Source organism: Mongoliitalea daihaiensis (assembly GCF_021596945.1).
GTDB lineage: Bacteria > Bacteroidota > Bacteroidia > Cytophagales > Cyclobacteriaceae > Mongoliitalea > Mongoliitalea daihaiensis.
In genome coordinates this window covers 4,161,025-4,177,523 of record NZ_CP063779.1, presented here as the reverse complement: position 1 = coordinate 4,177,523, position 16,499 = coordinate 4,161,025, and the positions used below count along the sequence as shown (strand labels likewise).

At 40.5% G+C, this 16,499-nt stretch carries 13 protein-coding genes; 4 read left to right on the top strand and 9 right to left on the bottom strand.

Going from position 1 to position 16,499, the window contains the following annotated elements; all coding sequences use genetic code 11:
• Positions 1–249 precede the first annotated feature (249 nt).
• From IPZ59_RS17690 to IPZ59_RS17675, 4 genes are all read right to left on the bottom strand, one after another.
• Positions 250–2,721, bottom strand: a complete 2,472-nt coding sequence (locus IPZ59_RS17690; RefSeq protein WP_236137374.1) for a zinc-dependent metalloprotease — start codon at positions 2,719–2,721, stop codon at positions 250–252.
• A 70-nt stretch (positions 2,722–2,791) separates the two neighbouring features.
• Positions 2,792–4,888, bottom strand: a complete 2,097-nt coding sequence (locus IPZ59_RS17685) for a ComEA family DNA-binding protein (RefSeq protein WP_236137373.1) — start codon at positions 4,886–4,888, stop codon at positions 2,792–2,794.
• A complete protein-coding gene (locus tag IPZ59_RS17680) occupies positions 4,885–5,715 on the bottom strand; it encodes a PorV/PorQ family protein (protein WP_236137372.1) in 831 nt (276 codons plus the stop codon). The genes IPZ59_RS17685 and IPZ59_RS17680 overlap by 4 nt, the downstream gene beginning before the upstream one ends.
• Before the next feature lie 89 nt (positions 5,716–5,804).
• The gene (locus IPZ59_RS17675) at positions 5,805–7,259 is read right to left on the bottom strand and encodes a BamA/TamA family outer membrane protein (RefSeq protein ID WP_236137371.1); all 1,455 of its coding nucleotides are present in this window, start codon (positions 7,257–7,259) and stop codon (positions 5,805–5,807) included.
• A 61-nt stretch (positions 7,260–7,320) separates the two neighbouring features.
• Here IPZ59_RS17675 and yidD point away from each other — a divergent pair, with 61 nt between their 5' ends.
• Positions 7,321–7,542 carry a membrane protein insertion efficiency factor YidD gene (gene yidD, locus IPZ59_RS17670; protein ID WP_236137370.1) on the top strand — a complete coding sequence of 74 codons (222 nt, stop codon included), beginning with the start codon at positions 7,321–7,323 and terminating at the stop codon, positions 7,540–7,542.
• On the opposite strand, the gene IPZ59_RS17665 is transcribed toward yidD, so the two are convergent.
• The 5 genes from IPZ59_RS17665 to IPZ59_RS17645 are packed head-to-tail and all read right to left on the bottom strand — an operon-like array spanning position 7,524 to position 12,816.
• Positions 7,524–8,639, bottom strand: coding sequence for a prolipoprotein diacylglyceryl transferase (locus IPZ59_RS17665; protein WP_236137369.1), 1,116 nt, complete (start codon positions 8,637–8,639; stop codon positions 7,524–7,526). The genes yidD and IPZ59_RS17665 overlap by 19 nt on opposite strands.
• 32 nt (positions 8,640–8,671) lie before the next feature.
• Positions 8,672–10,519, bottom strand: coding sequence for an NAD(+) synthase (gene nadE, locus IPZ59_RS17660; protein WP_236137368.1), 1,848 nt, complete (start codon positions 10,517–10,519; stop codon positions 8,672–8,674).
• Positions 10,520–10,563: 44 nt separating this feature from the next.
• The gene (rnc, locus tag IPZ59_RS17655; protein ID WP_236137367.1) at positions 10,564–11,304 is read right to left on the bottom strand and encodes a ribonuclease III; all 741 of its coding nucleotides are present in this window, start codon (positions 11,302–11,304) and stop codon (positions 10,564–10,566) included.
• A 1-nt stretch (position 11,305) separates the two neighbouring features.
• A complete protein-coding gene (fabF, locus tag IPZ59_RS17650) occupies positions 11,306–12,559 on the bottom strand; it encodes a beta-ketoacyl-ACP synthase II (RefSeq protein ID WP_236137366.1) in 1,254 nt (417 codons plus the stop codon).
• Between the two features lie 20 nt (positions 12,560–12,579).
• Positions 12,580–12,816 (bottom strand): acyl carrier protein, encoded by a 237-nt coding sequence (locus tag IPZ59_RS17645; RefSeq protein ID WP_010855324.1) that lies wholly within the window; start codon positions 12,814–12,816, stop codon positions 12,580–12,582.
• Positions 12,817–12,967: 151 nt separating this feature from the next.
• Between IPZ59_RS17645 and IPZ59_RS17640 the strand changes: the two genes are divergently transcribed.
• The 3 genes from IPZ59_RS17640 to IPZ59_RS17630 all read left to right on the top strand — a co-directional run bounded on the left by IPZ59_RS17640 (position 12,968) and on the right by IPZ59_RS17630 (position 16,451).
• Positions 12,968–13,396, top strand: coding sequence for an IPExxxVDY family protein (locus tag IPZ59_RS17640; RefSeq protein ID WP_236137365.1), 429 nt, complete (start codon positions 12,968–12,970; stop codon positions 13,394–13,396).
• A gap of 13 nt (positions 13,397–13,409) precedes the next feature.
• Entirely contained in the window at positions 13,410–14,840 is a 1,431-nt protein-coding gene (gene pyk, locus IPZ59_RS17635; RefSeq protein ID WP_236137364.1) for a pyruvate kinase, read from the top strand.
• A gap of 171 nt (positions 14,841–15,011) precedes the next feature.
• On the top strand, positions 15,012–16,451 hold the full coding sequence (locus IPZ59_RS17630) for a fasciclin domain-containing protein (protein ID WP_236137363.1): 1,440 nt from the start codon (positions 15,012–15,014) through the stop codon (positions 16,449–16,451).
• The last annotated feature ends 48 nt before the right edge of the window (positions 16,452–16,499 follow it).

Genomic DNA, 16,499 nt, shown 5'->3' with positions numbered 1-16,499 from the left:
CACTACTTACACGGAAGGGGAGGTTGAGAGATTGGAATAGTTCCATTCAACCGTTTCCTTGGGTTGAAACCCAAGGCTAGCATGTCTGATGTGCCTATGGCACTTTTGACCCTAGACGTATAGTTGTACAATTAATAAAACCCATCACTACCAGTGGATTAAAACCTACTGGTAGTGATAGAACCTCATTTTTTTACTGCTCACCTCTAACTGTTCACTACTCACTATTCACTGCTCACTGTTCACTGATCAGAACTCAAAATCACAGAAAATCTCATCTGTACCGATTGGGGCGCCATCTGGTATGGATAGTTCCGCTGGGATGCTGAGTTTTTCGGGCAACTCTAGGTAATTGAGGATTTTGTCGGCTAAATATTGGTCAATAACCTGTCTTGGCGTTTGTGTGCTTAGTTGGCGATTTCTAAACATGGTTCTATAGATGTTTTCAGAACCAAGATTATTATTTCTGACCAAATTTTTTAGCTGATTTCTCACAGTTGCCCTTACAGATACGGTAGCCTGAGGATGGTTAGCAAGTGCAATGAGGTGGTCAATCAATTTATTTTCTGTCATTACTTTAATTTCTCCTCGGTAGTCTTCGCTAAAGGAGTTGTCAAAGACTTGTTCCATCGTCTTCCCCAATACAGACGCAAAAGATGGAAGACTATTATCCATCATAGCCTGTTGATGCAGACGGTTAGCCCTGCCCACTTCAAACAAAAAGCTGAAAACCATGTCTACGATGTTTTCCGCTGGTGCCAAAGGGTCAAAATTCAATCCATTTCTAGAAGGGAAGGTTTCACGGTTACGTCCGTAGCCCATGGGTCTAGGAGGAATTCTATCCAAAATATGCGTAGGTACCATAAGGTTTTCTGGGGTAATGGTCAACAGCAAACTGGAAAGTGCTCGATTCTGCATGGTGGCATCCAATCGAGATTGGATACGCTGATTATCACCTTTGATTTTGTAAGTGTAATCCAATCCGCCAAGGAGCTTGGAAGTGGCTTCCACCTGATAGCGATGCATCAGAAATAAAGGTACCATTACCTCTTCCATCAAAGCTTCCGGTTGACCTTCTTCGATAGCATTGAGACCGAAGGTTTCTAATTGTTTGTTACGGATACGGAGTAAGCGAACCAATTCATTGCTGGCAGACTCCCCATTATCCCATAAGTGAGCGGTAGGATGGGAGCCACTTGGATGGCGAGAATCTGTATCTGAGATGAAGGTATGCCCCGCGGCATAGGTATCTTCTAGTAATTTTTTCAGATGTGCTTGTTCTGTCTGTCCGGAGGGAACTGTTTCATAGCCGTATCGGATAGCCCATTTGTCCCAGTCTCCAATTTTATCATCATAAGCATTGGAAAGGTCTATACTGCCATCTTCTTTTTGTTGAATCATGGGATAAGGATAATCCATCACAGAAGCACGGTTAGTAGGAGAGGAGGCGTAAGCATGGGCCAAACCGATGGTGTGTCCAATTTCGTGGGCGGATAATTGTCTCAATCGTGCCAATGCCATTTCTAACATGGCAGGGTTTTTTGGTTGCCCATCTTCAAAGGGTTGCAGCAAGCCTTGAGCAATCAAGTAATCTTGACGTACCCGAAGAGAACCCAAAGTCACATGCCCTTTGATGATTTCACCTGTACGGGGGTCTCTGACAGATGAACCATAAGACCAACCACGAGTAGAACGATGTACCCACTGAATGACATTGTAGCGCACATCCATGGGATCCATACCTTCGGGGGCTAATTCTACTCTGTAAGCATTTTTAAATCCAGCAGCTTCAAAAGCTTCCGCCCACCAATTACCACCTTCCAATAAGGCCGTACGAACAGGCTCAGGAGTACCTCTATCTAGGTAATAGACAATTGGTTTGATGGGTTCTGATACTGCGGCGGTGGGGTCTTTCTTTTCTAATCGGTGACGGCTAATGAATTTTTTATTCATCATATCCCCTATAGGAGAAGTGAAATCCATGTAACTGATATGGAAATATCCTGACCGAGGGTCAAATTCTCTGGGTTGATATCCATCATCAGGTAATTCTATAAATGAGTGTCTTTGTCTTACAGTGACTGCTTCTGGAGAAGGGGTGACAGATCTGATGTAGCCTCCAGTGGGAGTTCCAGTTACTGTGATTATGGCTTCTACCTCGGTGTTTTTCGGGAAGTTTTTGGTCATATCCGAGTAAATAGCGCTACGGCTATTATCCAATCGATACGTTCCTTGTCTTGCACTTCCCAATTTTTCAGCTACTTGATGGGCATCTTGCAAGTAAAAGGAGGTAGCGTCCACCAGAATTTTCCCATTGCTTTCTTGAGTAATGTCAAATCCCCATAGCACCGACTCTGCAAAAGCATCTTTGACTGATTTTACTTCGGCTGGATTCTCGCTATAAGCTCTGAAATCGTAATTTTTATGAAATAGTAGGATTTTATTACCAGCTTTCCGGAATTCAACGATTCGGGTTCTGCCTAATTGACCCCGGTCCAAGCCTATGTCATTGGATCCAACTCCGGCTGGCATGGAGTTGACGTATAAAAACTCATCATCGAGGCGGTCGATTTCTAAATAGATCTTTCCCTTGGACTCGTCAAGGTAAAAGTTGATGTAGCCTTCCTTCTTTTCAAGTTTGCTTAGGTCGATGGATTGGGCTTGGCTATCCATACCCAAAAGGCAAGACAAAGAAAGTAAAAGTGCGTAGATTTTTCGCATAATGATTGGTGGTTGAATTGATTTCACAAATTATCGATTCTTTTGCAGATGTCCTGACCAATGATGGAATTTATCGCAAGAATTGATAGCGCACTTGGAAGACAACTTCCGTTTGTTGGTTACCTTGAATCTGCTGTAAGCCTGAACCAATAAGTTCTCGATCAGTAAATATGGTCCGAGCAAAACGGGCCCAGCAGGTAATCCTGTCCCCCAACTTGTATTGTCCAAGCAAATAGTAGCGCAAGCCTTGTCCGTTTAATGCAGGAATAGAAAAAAGCCAGAGTACATTCCGCTCAAATAAAAACTGCCGGTTATCAAAATCATCCGTATCGAATAAAGCAAATCGACTGCTGATTCTCCAGCGCTGATAGTCTACATTGAGGTCCTGAGAGATAGCAAAGCCACGTGTTGTTCGCTGATTGAAGTGAAAGCTGCTGCCCATCACACGGCTTTTCATACTGAAATGTCTATTGATCCCCATGTCCAAATTGACCACATAATTGTAGCGGGTTCCTTGGTCTAACAAGTAAAAATTAGAAGTATTATCCACAGCTCTAAGGTTGCGCGCTTTAGACTCCTCTCTCAACTGAGCAAAGAGCAGGATTTTGCGAGAAGGCTTGTATTGTACTCGTCCAAGCCATTCGTGACCGGATGAAGGGGCATAGACCCGAAACCTCAACCAAGGAAATTTAAAATAATCGTAATAAAAAGACATGGACCATCGGTTGTTTGCTTTATAATTCAGTCCCATGTAAAGTCCTGTTTCATTGATGGGACGGCTGCTTTCAGAAAATGCATTTCCGTAAAAACTATGGAAATTCCTATCAAATTTTCTCCAGACCATGGAAAAAGCCAGTTGGGGATGTAAGGAACTCATCAGCCCGAGCACTGTTCCAGAACCCCCACTTTTGGAAATGGCTGTTTCTCCAAAGAGGTAATGATTTTGAAAATTATAGCCTAGATAGGCACTGTGGAGGTGGTTTTCCTGCCCTCGAAACTCAAATTGATTATACCGTTGCCAATTCCGTTCGAAAGGCTGAGAAAAGCTAGTAAAAAGAGTGTTGATACCCCCTTGAAATTTTCGGTCTAGGCTTTGGTAATGAATGTTTGCTCCAACATTAGATTCTGTAGCTTGTCTGCGGGCGCTGATTTCGGTAGCTGTGCGATGCAGTCCGGAAGTCTGCAAAGAGCTGATAAATGTTCTTTCTTGCTCAAGAGTATCGGGCAAAATAGTTAACCTTCCATCACGGGGGAGATGGGAAGCCAAGAAGGTGAAATCTACCAATCCTTTACGGTAGGTGATGGCAGCTCCACGAAAAAATCCAAACTCCAAGGCAGCTGTGTAGGGTCGGATCCCAATGGTACTCCGCCGGACAGTGGTGATGGTTTCAGCGCCTTTTCCTGGAGAAAATCCTGCACCGAAGACCAAGCCTTGTCCTACTTGTAGTTGGTAATCTCCAATAGTAATAGCCTTGAATTTACCTCGATTGTAAAGGGTGAGGTGATAAGAGACAAAATTGAACCCATACCGTTGACTGCTGCGATCCCAGATGAATTGCTCACCAGCATCTTTGTCAATGGTAAATCCCATAGAAAAGTCCTTGGCTTGTTGGATGCGGAATCTTCCATACAGGCTATTGGGGTCTCCTAAGTAGCGGGAAGTAAGCCTTCCATTGGAGAGCGTGTCTGGAGGTGTGAATCCTCTCCGTGTTTCCAAAACCCTCGCTACTCTGAAGATAAAATAAGCATCTCGACTTTCCCGTACTCGTTGCCAAAATGGCACCTGTTTTTGATTTTCATCGCCTACTTGCACAAAAGGTAATAAGCGTTCGATGAGTAGTAAGTCGAACCCTTCGACAGCTTGAAGCTCGTATATGCTGATAAACTTTCCGAATTTTTCCCGATGAGCAATCAAGGCTCGTACTTGATGTGGCAGCAAGATGAAAATGGATTTTAAGTCCTCTTCGGAGGCTTTGTTGAGGTCCAAGGGATTGAGGAGGAGTTGCAGGACGTTTTCGTACAAATCCTCATAGTCTTGATCTTCCTTTTGTTGCGCAAAGAGTTCTTCTACAAAATTTTCCAAGTTGATTTCACCTCTGCGGTAAGTTTGAGTAAATGCAGGAAGCTGTATCAAGAGCAACGTTAGTGTCAACCAAAACTTTTTCATTCTTTGGAAAGTTGGTAGTTCATGGAAAAATGATGGGTACTACCCAAGCGTGGATGCTGGGTCATGGCATAGTCAAAAGCTAAGCGTTTGCCGGTGCAGCCGATTCCGAAGAAAAGTTGCTGGGGTTGATTGTTCATACCCACTCTTCCCCATAGTTTCTGATAGAAATTGTATTCAATGCCTACTTTCAAGATCGCAGGGTGGAGGATGTCTTTTTCAACTTCCACATTGGTCATGACTTTTTCAGATGGTCGAAAAGAAATACCAGATTTAACTATTGTTGGAATGCGGTCCCATGATTTTCCCCCATAATTGGAACGGGTCAAGTTGAAAATATGCGCGGCAAAGAATAAATGAGGTGTTAACTCTGCAATGCCTCCAAAGTCAATCAGCCAAGAGCCTCCTGTGCCAAATCCCTCCATGGCTGTTTGCAGATAGCTGACTTTCATTCCTAAATTTGTAATTCCAAGTTGGTTGGCGATTGCAGCACCTACCAAATGTTGGTTAAAAAGCGCTCCTCCAAACCTAGAAGTTGCCAATCCATAGGTGAATTTTTCCTTTGCTTGAATAAATCCCGCAGACAGTGTGGTCAGTTCACTTAAGTTTAATCGATGGTCATATCCAAAAAATACTTGTGAGTGTTGGATTCCTGAGAGTCCTGCTGGATTATTGAAGATCGCATAGGCATCAGTAAGGCTTGTGCTGGAATTTCCCATCCCCATACTTCGTCCCCCTCGAGGGACAACCTCCATTCCTACTTGCGCTAGAGCCAAATAAATTTGGGAAAAGTAGAAAGCCAATCCAAGAAAGATGCATTTTCGTATCATTTTTTCTGAAGCTAATCTGCATGAAATTAGCACTTAGAAAAAAAAAGAACGAAGATTAAACGTTTCAATAAACGTTTAAATTGATAGTGTTAGAATGGAGCTCTCACATTGATGAACAACGCACCTTCCTGCATACTGTTGATGGAGTATTCAAATCGAATGGTCATATCGTGAAGGGTAACCATATCCACACCCAAACCATAGCCAAATAAATAGCGATTGGTCAATCGAAGATTTTCTGGAAGTCTATTTCGATCTTGTACGAATCCATGGTCAAAATTTCCACTTAGATAAAACTTGAATGGGAGGGAGGTGAATTGTTCAATAGGCATCAGTCCTGTCAGGTCAAAATTCAAATCCAGGAATTTGTACCGAAGAGAATTTTTCTGAACTAAGGTAGTTTGCCCTTCGATGACGTTCAACTCATAGCCGCGAATGAAGTAGGGGTTGTATCCCAAGCCTCGGACAAGGGTATACGGCTGACGGTTACCCAAAAAAGCATTGAAGGAGAGCCCAGAGGCTATATGAAATCTGTTGGAAAGCCGTTGGTATTTGCTTGCAAATAAGGTGAACTCAAAGTCTTGAACATCATCTAAACCCGTAAGACCGTAGCGCATCAATCCTACATTGAGCAATTGTCCTTGGGTGGGATAAGCCACGTTATCTCTGTTATCATGCCTGAATGTATAGCCAAGAGCTAAAAAACCTAAATTTGTTTTTCCGTGTAAAAAGAAGTTGGGGTTTTGCTCTAATACATCCTCATTTATCCGTGTATTAGTATAGCCAAAGGTGACAAAATGAAAGTTATAAAAGCTTCCCCTGTAGGTGTATCTTAAAAAAGCAGAAGCATTTCGTCTGAGAATATCCTCATTTTCATTGGTGAAGAATATTTGCCTGTTGTTTTCCGATTTAACAGCTAGGTTCCGTTGTGTGAAAAAAAGATATTGGAAGGCAAGTCCATGTTTTTGGTTTTTATCTATGTAGGGCTTGTCGTAGAAAAATTCAAATTCACGGATAAATCCCAACTGACCACCTACTCTTAGTTTTTCATTGCGGCCTCCCACATTATAATGGGCCAGTTTGGCTCCAAAATTTATCCTTGATAGATCTCTGTTTTGATTGGTCCACCATTCTGCCAGATTTCGATCAGCTATATTCAATTTGATTTGAGGGATGATATACCAGCGCTCTGTTACGGATACCAACAATTCTATTTGCTCTGTGCCAGTCATCAATGGCGTAATCTCCACGGAATTGAACAGCATCAGGTTGTAAATCTTTTTCTGGTCGGCTACAATTTGTAACAGCAACTCTTCCCAGTCGTATTCTATCCCGGGCCGAATGGTGAGTTCGCGAAGAATGATATTTTTCCTTGTTTTTTCATTGCCAATCACGAAAATAGTGTTGATTGTTACTTTTTTCGGGGTATCCGCAAGTAGTGAAGGTAAACTGTCTGTAGTTTGGGCGTAGAGATAACTTGTTTTTCCCATCGCGAGAAAAAGACAAGTTATGCCATACAAAATATACAGTTTCCAAACTTTCATCAAACACTAATCTTCGGGGAACTATTCATGCTTTCTCGTCATTTTCAATTAAATTACATCAGTGAAAACTCTCATTAGAAAAATAGCGATCCTCCCTGTATTGTTTTATCAATACCTTATTTCACCTTTATTTCCACCAAGTTGCCGTTATACGCCTTCCTGTTCTCAATATACGAAAGAGGCCATCCTAAAGTATGGCCCCTTCAAAGGTGGTTGGTTAGGAATAAAGCGAATTCTCAGCTGTAACCCTTGGGGTGGTCATGGTCATGATCCTGTGCCTTGATTTTCTGGTTTTAAACCTTTTTTAAGTGCTAAACCTATTAGTACAAGTCCTCCAATGACAAGAGGAATGCTCAAGGTCTGTCCCATATTAAAGGCGAGCCCTTCTTCAAATTCAACCTGATTTTCTTTCCAAAACTCCCAAATGAAGCGCATTCCAAAGACGGAAATTAAGAACAATCCTAAGAATAGTCCATCTGGAAGTCTCGATTTATATTTTTGCCATACGAGAAAGAGGCCTATAAAGATGAGTAAATATGATATAGACTCATAGATTTGAGTAGGGTATCTCGAAATCCCAAAGGTTTTAACGGTAACCAGGTAATGATCTCCTTTGTCCATCAAATCATAATTCAAAGCGGTCTCTGGACTTTCTGCTAGATATTTCTGTGAACTTCTATAACGAGTCAAAACAAATTTCACATCTGTTTCAATTGCTGTGCGAAGGTCTGCTTCTTGGTAGGCTCCTTTTTCAATCTTAATATCAAAGTTCACTGGTACAATTCCATTCCCCGCAAGCTCGTTGCTTCTGTCAGATGGTTTATAAGCATCCACTTCTGCTACAGGCATTCGCATAAGCTGTAGGTATTCCTCAGCATCTCGTGCAAAAACAAATCCTGAATCTGTACCGGTTTCTTTTCCTCCAATTTCAGAGTTCATTAAATTACCTACACGAATCAATGCGCCTGTAAGAGCTACCACAATGACTATGCGGTCTACTACCCAAAGATAGGATTGACCAGGCACTTTTTTGGAATACATATACAACGCTATCAAGATGGCAATGGCCGCTCCATGACTAGCTAGTCCACCTTCCCACACCTTTAAAATATCCAATGGATTGCTTAAGTATTTCTCGGGTTCATAAAATAGTACGTGACCTAATCTCGCTCCAATGATTGTGGATAGTACCATGTAAATGGTCAATTTATCCACTAAAGTGTCGTCTTGACCCTCTTTTCGGTAAATGTAAATCATGATTTGTTGAGATATAATAAATCCCAAGGCAAACAATAAACTATACCAACGAAGCCTATCAAAGCTGTCAAAAACAGCAGGGTTTGGACTCCATACGATATAGTTGATAAGTGATTGTATCATACTGCTAGTCTATGTTTGAGTACGCAACTCAGTTAAATTTTATCCAATTCTTGTAATTCTTCCTCATAACCGTTTGAAAGGATAGGGAATCTATACCAGGTTTTTGGGTCTACATTAAATTCATCCAAATGAAAGGAAGGAGCTAAACGCTCCCGTTTCCATTGATTTCGGGACCACAATCTAAAGAACTTTTTAATATAATCTTTCAGTTGTTCGTCTGAATAGTCTAATTCTTCCTGTAAGATGAGGTATATATCCATGGGTGATCTACGATCTCGGATAGCAAGTCTCTCTATTTCGACAATCAGAGAATATGGCATCAGATCGGCCTCATCTGTTTGATGATTTTCTGTTGGACGGAGTTCTGCTGTTGGCTGTAGGCTATTGACTTTTTTCAACCCTCCATAATTCAACTGTTTCTCGGCCCATTGCAGCCACTGCAATACGAAATGCTTGTCTACTGCAGCAATAGGCGAAATACTACCGCTGGTATCCCCATCCATAGTAGCATAGCCTACATCTCCTTCGCTTCTGTTGGATGTACTTAGCAAAAGAGCCTGATTGATATTGGCAAGCATCCAAATGATCGGAGATCGCGCTCGGGCTTGAATATTTTGTAGTGTCAGGTCATCCTGTTCCCAAGTCAACTTTCTTCCAATAGCATGTTCAATTTTAGAGGTGTAAGAGTGTACTTCTTCGGTAATTTCCCAGTTGTAGAAAACAGCCCCAATATCTTCCGCAAGCAATTTGGCACTATCAAAGGTATCTGTGGAGGAGTTGTTGGAGGCTTGATAGGCTACTGTAAATATTTTACCTACAAACTCTTTTATAACATTATCAGAAGTTGGTGTAAATTCAATGCCTATTTTTTTTATAAACTTATCCAAGCCAAGCTCTTCTATTCCTCTTCTGACCATTTCGGCTACTAATATGGCAATCGTAGATGAATCAGCCCCACCACTTAAACTTAGAACAAAGCCTTTACTTTTACTTTTTCTCAAGTAGTCAAACAAAGCCAAAGAAGAAGCCTGTACAAATTCTTCGTGCTTATCAAAGTGATAATTTACCTCTGGGCGCTTGGTCAAGTCTTTCTGGTAGTCAAAAGTGCAAACTTGAAAATCCAAGAAGGAAAGGAGCTTATTGCGCAGGAGTATTCTTTCCTGATCAGCTACCAAGATTTCTCCATCAAAAATCATTCTTCCAGCTTCATTGCCCAACAGGTTGACATAAAAATAAGTTGCACCCATCAAAGCGGACGATTTTTTCATCAATTCTTCCCGCTGCAAACTTTTTCCCATAGCAAAATGACTAGCAGAGGGATTGAAAATGATGTCTATATGGCGATCTTTCAGTCGAAATCCAGGTCTTTCGTTTCCTCTCCAGGCATCTTCACAGATTTCAAATCCATACCGAAAGCCATTTTTTTCAAAAATAATATCTCCCATAGGGATTGGAGTTCCAAAAAAGTCAAAGGATACAATTTTATAAGCCTCCCATGGACTAAACCAACGGAATTCATAATGTACCCCATCGATGGCCATAAACTGCTTGGCTACTAAGCCAATCAGTTGACCATTTTCGATAACAGCCATGCAATTGTACACGTTCGACTGAATACGTATGGGTAGACCAACAGCTACCGTAATGCCTTCACAGTGGGAGATTAATTCTTGTAGTTGTTTCACTGCTTTTTGAGGAAACCAGTAGCTGAGATATAAATCCTCGGCTCCATAAGCAGTAATGGCTAATTCAGGTAAGCAGAGCAGTTCAACGCCCTGATTTTTTGCTTCATGAATAGAAGCAATGATGTTTTCAAGATTTCCTATCCAATCAAGTGGTGTTTGATTGACAGTAGCGCAGGCAATTTTCACAGTTGACATGTTGTGTTTCAAAGTTATCAAACACGATAATCAAAGATACTGTTCTAAATTTGAATAGCGAGTTTCTCACAAGCATTTTTGGAAGCTTCTTGTTCAGCTTTTTTCTTAGTATTTCCTTTTCCGAAAGCTAGTGATTCATTTTCAATCCAAATCTCGACCAAAAATTCTTTAAAGCGCTGATTACCGGTCATGGATACCATTTTAAATTCCACATCTTTACTTTCTTTTTGGGCCCACTCAATGATTTTGCTTTTGAAGTTAGTTGTAGTATTGATGATTTCATCTACGTCATAATGAATCACTATACGCTTCAGGATAAATTTTTTACAGAATTTATATCCTCGATCTAAGTAGATCGCTCCTATAAGTGCTTCGAGTGAGTCACCAAAAATAGATTTATGGGTCCCTAAATTCCTACCTTCATAGGATTCGGATATCAGTTTGGCTAATCCGATTTTTATAGCAATGTGGTTTAATGCCTCTCTATTAACCATTCTTGAACGCGTTTCCGTTAGAAATCCTTCATCACGATAGGGGAATTTAAGGAATAAAAACTCAGCTATGACAGCTCCAAGGATTGCATCTCCCAGATATTCAAGTCGCTCATTGGATATTTTTAGTCCGTTTATATACTCATCAGATACAGATGCATGCTTAATAGCAAGTTTGTATAATGCCAAATTAAAAGGCTTGCTACCAGCCATGTGTTTAATGGAAGCAGCAAGCCTTTTATCTTTTTTGGTATAGAATATTCCTCGTAAGCGGAGTAAGCGGGAAAGTTTCAAGTTACTCTTCTATTTTTTTGAAGATGACAGAACAGTTGTGTCCACCAAATCCAAAAGTATTACTCAAAGCAGCTCTAACGGTTCGTTTTTGAGCTGTATTAAACGTCAAATTGAGTTTACTATCTATATTTTCATCATCTGTGAAGTGATTGATAGTAGGTGGTACTAAATCGTTTTTGACAGAAAGGATAGAAGCAATAGCCTCGACAGCTCCCGCTGCTCCCAACAAATGTCCTGTCATAGATTTTGTACTGCTAATATTGAGTTTGTAGGCGTGCTCACCAAATACTTTTTGGATGGCTTTTACTTCTGCTACATCACCAAGTGGTGTAGAAGTACCATGCACGTTTACATAATCAATTTCATCTGGATTCATGCCAGCATCTTCAATGGCAAGTTTCATAACATTACTTGCACCATCACCATCCGGGTGAGGAGCTGTAATGTGATAAGCATCGGCAGTCATGGCACCACCGACCATTTCAGCATAAATTTTTGCTCCTCTTGCTACAGCATGCTCATATTCCTCCAAAATAATGCATCCCGCACCTTCACCAAGGACAAATCCATCTCTGTCTTTATCAAATGGTCTTGAAGCTGTTTCGGGAGAATCATTTCTCTGAGACAGCGCTTTCATAGCATTGAAACCTCCAATGCATGAAGTGGTCACAACTGCTTCAGAACCTCCTGTAATGAACACATCCGCTTTATTCCATCGGATGTAATTGAAGGCATCCAAAATAGCGTTTGTAGAAGAAGCACAAGCAGAGACTGTGACAAAATTTGGTCCTTTAAAACCGTATTTTATAGAAATATGTCCAGCACATATATCCACAATCATCTTAGGGATGAAAAACGGATTGTATCGTGGAGTACCATCACCATTGTTGAAATTGGTAATTTCCTCTTCTAGGGTTTTGAGACCTCCAATCCCAGATCCAAGAATTACTCCTGCCCGATTGAGATCAATTTTTTCTGGATCAATGCCCGAATCTTTGATGGCCTGCTCTGCAGCAATAAGTGCATACTGGGAAAACTGGTCTAATTTTCTAGCTTCTTTTTTATCCAAATATTGCTCTACATCCAAGTTTTTCACTTCGCAGGCAAACTGGGTTTTAAAAAGGGAAGCATCGAATTTAGTAATCGGTCCAGCGCCACTCACACCCGTCGACAGACCGTTCCAGAATTCCTCTACGGTATTGCCTATGGGTGTTAATGCACCAAGACCGGTTACTACAACTCTTCTTAAATTCATAAATGAATTTTATAGTGTTTTTATTTTACGTTAGCTTCAAGATAGCTGACAGCCTGTCCTACAGTCCCGATTTGCTCAGCTTGATCATCTGGAATAGAAATATTGAATTCCTTTTCAAATTCCATGATTAACTCAACAGTATCCAAGGAGTCCGCCCCAAGGTCATTAGTGAAGCTAGCCTCAGGAGTAACTTCAGATTCTTCTACGCCCAATTTATCTACGATAATGGCTTTTACTTTTTGTGCAATTTCAGACATTTTTTGATCAGTTTAAATTAAAACACTTCGCAAAGAAATATATTTAAAACCTTATTGCCAAAAAAATGGCAATATGAAATTTAGGAAAATAAAGAGAAAGGGGATCTTTAATGTTTATTTTTACATTTGTAAGTAGATACAAGCGGGTTTTATGAAAAAGAATAAACTTATTTTTGATTATCAATTTGACTTTGAAATCTTAGGATTTGTGGCGCCCGTGAAGGATTATAAGTTAGCATGGGCCATCAATAAGCTCTTGGATTTGCGATTGAAAAAAGTCGATGATTACTACCTAGAGTTAATCAACCAACCGGACTTGATGGTGCCTCAATTTATTCAAATCAAAGAACATGGATTTGTCCAATTACTAAAAAACAAATCGAATACTTTTGGACCATCTCCAGCCTATTTGATCCCAGAGTTAAAAGTGATGGACTATTTTATGCTCGTTCAGGATTTTACAGAGGATATAAATATAAATACGTATATTGAGCGCCTTTCTACCGTTGATTTTATTCAAAATGTTGTTAAGATTGATGTGACAAAATTAAAATCGAAAGAGAATCTTCTAACCTATTAAAATAATATTACACATGAGTATTGCATTATTTAACAAAACCAAAATACTTGCAACCGTAGGCCCTGCCTCCAACAATGAAGAAATGTTGAGAAGTCTAGCATCAGCAGGTGCGAATGTCTTCCGTTTAAATTTTTCCCATGGTGATCATGAAGGTCATTCAAAAGTTATCCAACTTATTCGCAAAATCAATGAAGAAAATGGATCCAATCTTGGTATTCTTCAAGATTTGCAAGGACCTAAAATCAGAGTTGGTGAAATGGAAAATGGGGGAGTACAAATTAGCCCAGGACAGAAAATCACAATTACCAACGAACCTGTTGTAGGAAATGCAGAGTTGGTAAGCACAGTTTATAAAAACCTACCCAATGATGTGAAAGGTGGAGATCGGATTTTGATTGATGATGGAAACATTGAATTGGCTGTGAATAATACAGATGGTAAAAATGTACGGTGTGTGGTCATTCATGGAGGTGTTCTAAAATCCCGAAAAGGTATCAATTTACCAAATACACGTGTTTCTGCTCCATCCCTTACAGAAAAAGATCTTATAGATTTGGAGTTTGGGTTAGCGAATGATGTAGATTGGATTGCACTCTCGTTTGTAAGGTCTGCAGATGATATTTTGGACCTTAGAGAAAGAATTTTGAGCGCAGGAAAAGATTGCAGAATTGTAGCCAAAATAGAAAAACCAGAAGCTTTGGAGAATATTGATGCCATTATCAAAGCTACGGATGCAATTATGGTAGCTCGTGGTGATTTGGGAGTAGAAGTTCCAATGGAAAAAGTACCTCTTTGGCAAAAGAAAATCGTTCAAAAATGTAAATTAGCCAGTAAGCCGGTCATCATTGCAACCCAGATGCTGGAAAGCATGATTAATCATCCAAGACCGACCCGCGCAGAAACCAATGATGTGGCCACAGCTGTACTGGATGGAGCCGATGCAGTAATGTTATCTGCTGAAACAGCTTCAGGTCAATTCCCGGTGGCTTCGGTAAAGGCAATGACAAGTATTATATCCTATATTGAAAGTAACGAGGATGTATTTCATCATTTGTACAAGATACCAGAAGAAGATCCTAAATTTTTGAGTAAAAACCTTACTTTGATGGCTGCCCGACTATCACGAAATGTAAAGGCCAAAGTATTGGTTGGAATTACAGCTTCAGGGATGACTGCTTTTCGTTTGTCTTCTTTTAGGCCTTTAGCAAATTTGATCGTATTTACAAACAACAAAAACCTCTTAACTCAACTGAGTTTGGCTTGGGGAGTAAGGGCTTATTATTATACGAGTAATGTTTCTACAGATGCGACCTTTATGGACATTCAAAATAAGTTGAAAGCTGATAATTATGTCAAAAACGGTGATATTATCATCAATACTGCCAGTATGCCATTGAAAGCAAAGGGCCCTACTAATATGCTTAAGATTCACATCGTAGAGTAAAAAAGAATTTTGTTATTTCATAAAGAGGCCTCCATACAAGTGGAGGTCTTTTTTTTTACAATTCAGCTTTTTAAATGCACAGTTCAGCTAGTTTATACGACAGTTCAGAGAATTTCATGTATCTACATTGGATTTTATCGGTTAAAGAACATGAAACTAAACAATTTAACTATGCAAAATTTATCAAAGTATTTACTTGTATTCGCATTTTTGTTTGCGATTGTAGCATGTAACGATGATGAAGACATGAGACCTGAACCAGAGGCAGCTAATTTAGTAGATGCAGCCAATCAGGCGGGTTTGACAACTTTACTTGCTGCGGTACAAGCAGTGCCAGGTTTAGCTCCTGCATTATTGGAAGCTAATGCAATTACTGTTTTTGCTCCTACCAATGATGCTTTTGCAGCTGCACTAACAGCTTTCGGTGCATCTGATCTAAATCAATTGGTGGATGCATTGGGAGGTCCTGAAAATCTAGAAACAGTTTTAGGTTTTCACGTAGTACCGGCTGTTGCTTTGGCAGCGGATTTAGGAGCTACAAACAACTTCACCACGCTTTCCGGCCAATCCTTGACTGTCAATAGACAAGGAAACACTGTAACTGTTGTAGATGCAGCAGGGAATACGGCAAATGTGGTTACAGCTGATGTGAGAATCAGTAATGGTGTAGTTCACGTAATTGACAGAGTTTTATTGCCTGAAATTGACTTGCCACAAACACCTGCACCAAACTTGGTGGAAGCAGCAACTGCGGCAGGTTTGACAACATTGTTAGCTGCAGTAACAGAAGTGGATGGTTTAGCTGACGCATTGTTAGCAGCTCCTGCGATCACTGTATTTGCCCCAACCAATGATGCATTTGGCAATGCTTTAGAGGCATTCAACGCAACGAGTTTAGCGCAATTAGTAGCAAGAATTGGTGGTATTGAAAACTTAGAAACCGTTTTAGGTTTTCACGTAGTGGGTGCGACTGCATTCGCAGCTGACTTGCAGCCAACAAATACATTCACCACCTTAGCTGGACAAACCTTAACAGTCACAAGAGACGGGAGTAATGTAACGGTAACAGATGCTGCTGGCAATACACGTAATGTGGTTACGGCTGATGTTGAAATCGAAAATGGGGTAGTCCATGTAATTGATGGTGTTCTTCTTCCAGAAATCGATCTTCCAAATGTAGTAGAAGCTGCTACAGCGGCTGAATTGACTACACTTTTAGCAGCAGTAACAGCAGCTGATTTAGGAGGAACTCTTCTTGATGCTGAAGCCATTACAGTATTTGCTCCAACGAATGCTGCCTTTGGTGATCTTTTGGAAACTTTGAATTTAAATTCATTGGAAGCACTCATAGAAACACTAGGAGCCGAAGCAGTTACTAAAGTATTAGGATTTCATGTTGTGCCTGCAGTAGCTTTCTCATTTGATTTAGCTGAAGGTGTAAACACAGTACCAACCTTAGCTGGTGAGGATTTAACTGTAACAAGAACAGGTAATAATGTAACCGTGACAGATGCTGAAGGAAATATATATAATGTAGTAGCGGCTGATGTAGCCATCGAGAATGGTGTTGTCCATGTAATTGACGGAGTACTTTTACCCGAGTTAGATTAATACTATCACAATAAATAAGGGAGCCGTAAGGGCTCCTTTATTTTTTAA

Excerpts from the sequence above, each read along its gene's own strand:
- IPZ59_RS17645 (WP_010855324.1), bottom strand. The coding sequence starts at position 12,816 with ATGTCTGAAATTGCACAAAAAGTAAAAGCCATTATCGTAGATAAATTG.
- nadE (WP_236137368.1), bottom strand. The coding sequence starts at position 10,519 with ATGTCAACTGTGAAAATTGCCTGCGCTACTGTCAATCAAACACCACTT.
- fabF (WP_236137366.1), bottom strand. The coding sequence starts at position 12,559 with ATGAATTTAAGAAGAGTTGTAGTAACCGGTCTTGGTGCATTAACACCC.
- IPZ59_RS17640 (WP_236137365.1), top strand. The coding sequence starts at position 12,968 with ATGAAAAAGAATAAACTTATTTTTGATTATCAATTTGACTTTGAAATC.
- IPZ59_RS17665 (WP_236137369.1), bottom strand. The coding sequence starts at position 8,639 with ATGATACAATCACTTATCAACTATATCGTATGGAGTCCAAACCCTGCT.
- IPZ59_RS17680 (WP_236137372.1), bottom strand. The coding sequence starts at position 5,715 with ATGATACGAAAATGCATCTTTCTTGGATTGGCTTTCTACTTTTCCCAA.
- IPZ59_RS17690 (WP_236137374.1), bottom strand. The coding sequence starts at position 2,721 with ATGCGAAAAATCTACGCACTTTTACTTTCTTTGTCTTGCCTTTTGGGT.
- pyk (WP_236137364.1), top strand. The coding sequence starts at position 13,410 with ATGAGTATTGCATTATTTAACAAAACCAAAATACTTGCAACCGTAGGC.
- IPZ59_RS17685 (WP_236137373.1), bottom strand. The coding sequence starts at position 4,888 with ATGAAAAAGTTTTGGTTGACACTAACGTTGCTCTTGATACAGCTTCCT.
- IPZ59_RS17630 (WP_236137363.1), top strand. The coding sequence starts at position 15,012 with ATGCAAAATTTATCAAAGTATTTACTTGTATTCGCATTTTTGTTTGCG.
- IPZ59_RS17675 (WP_236137371.1), bottom strand. The coding sequence starts at position 7,259 with ATGAAAGTTTGGAAACTGTATATTTTGTATGGCATAACTTGTCTTTTT.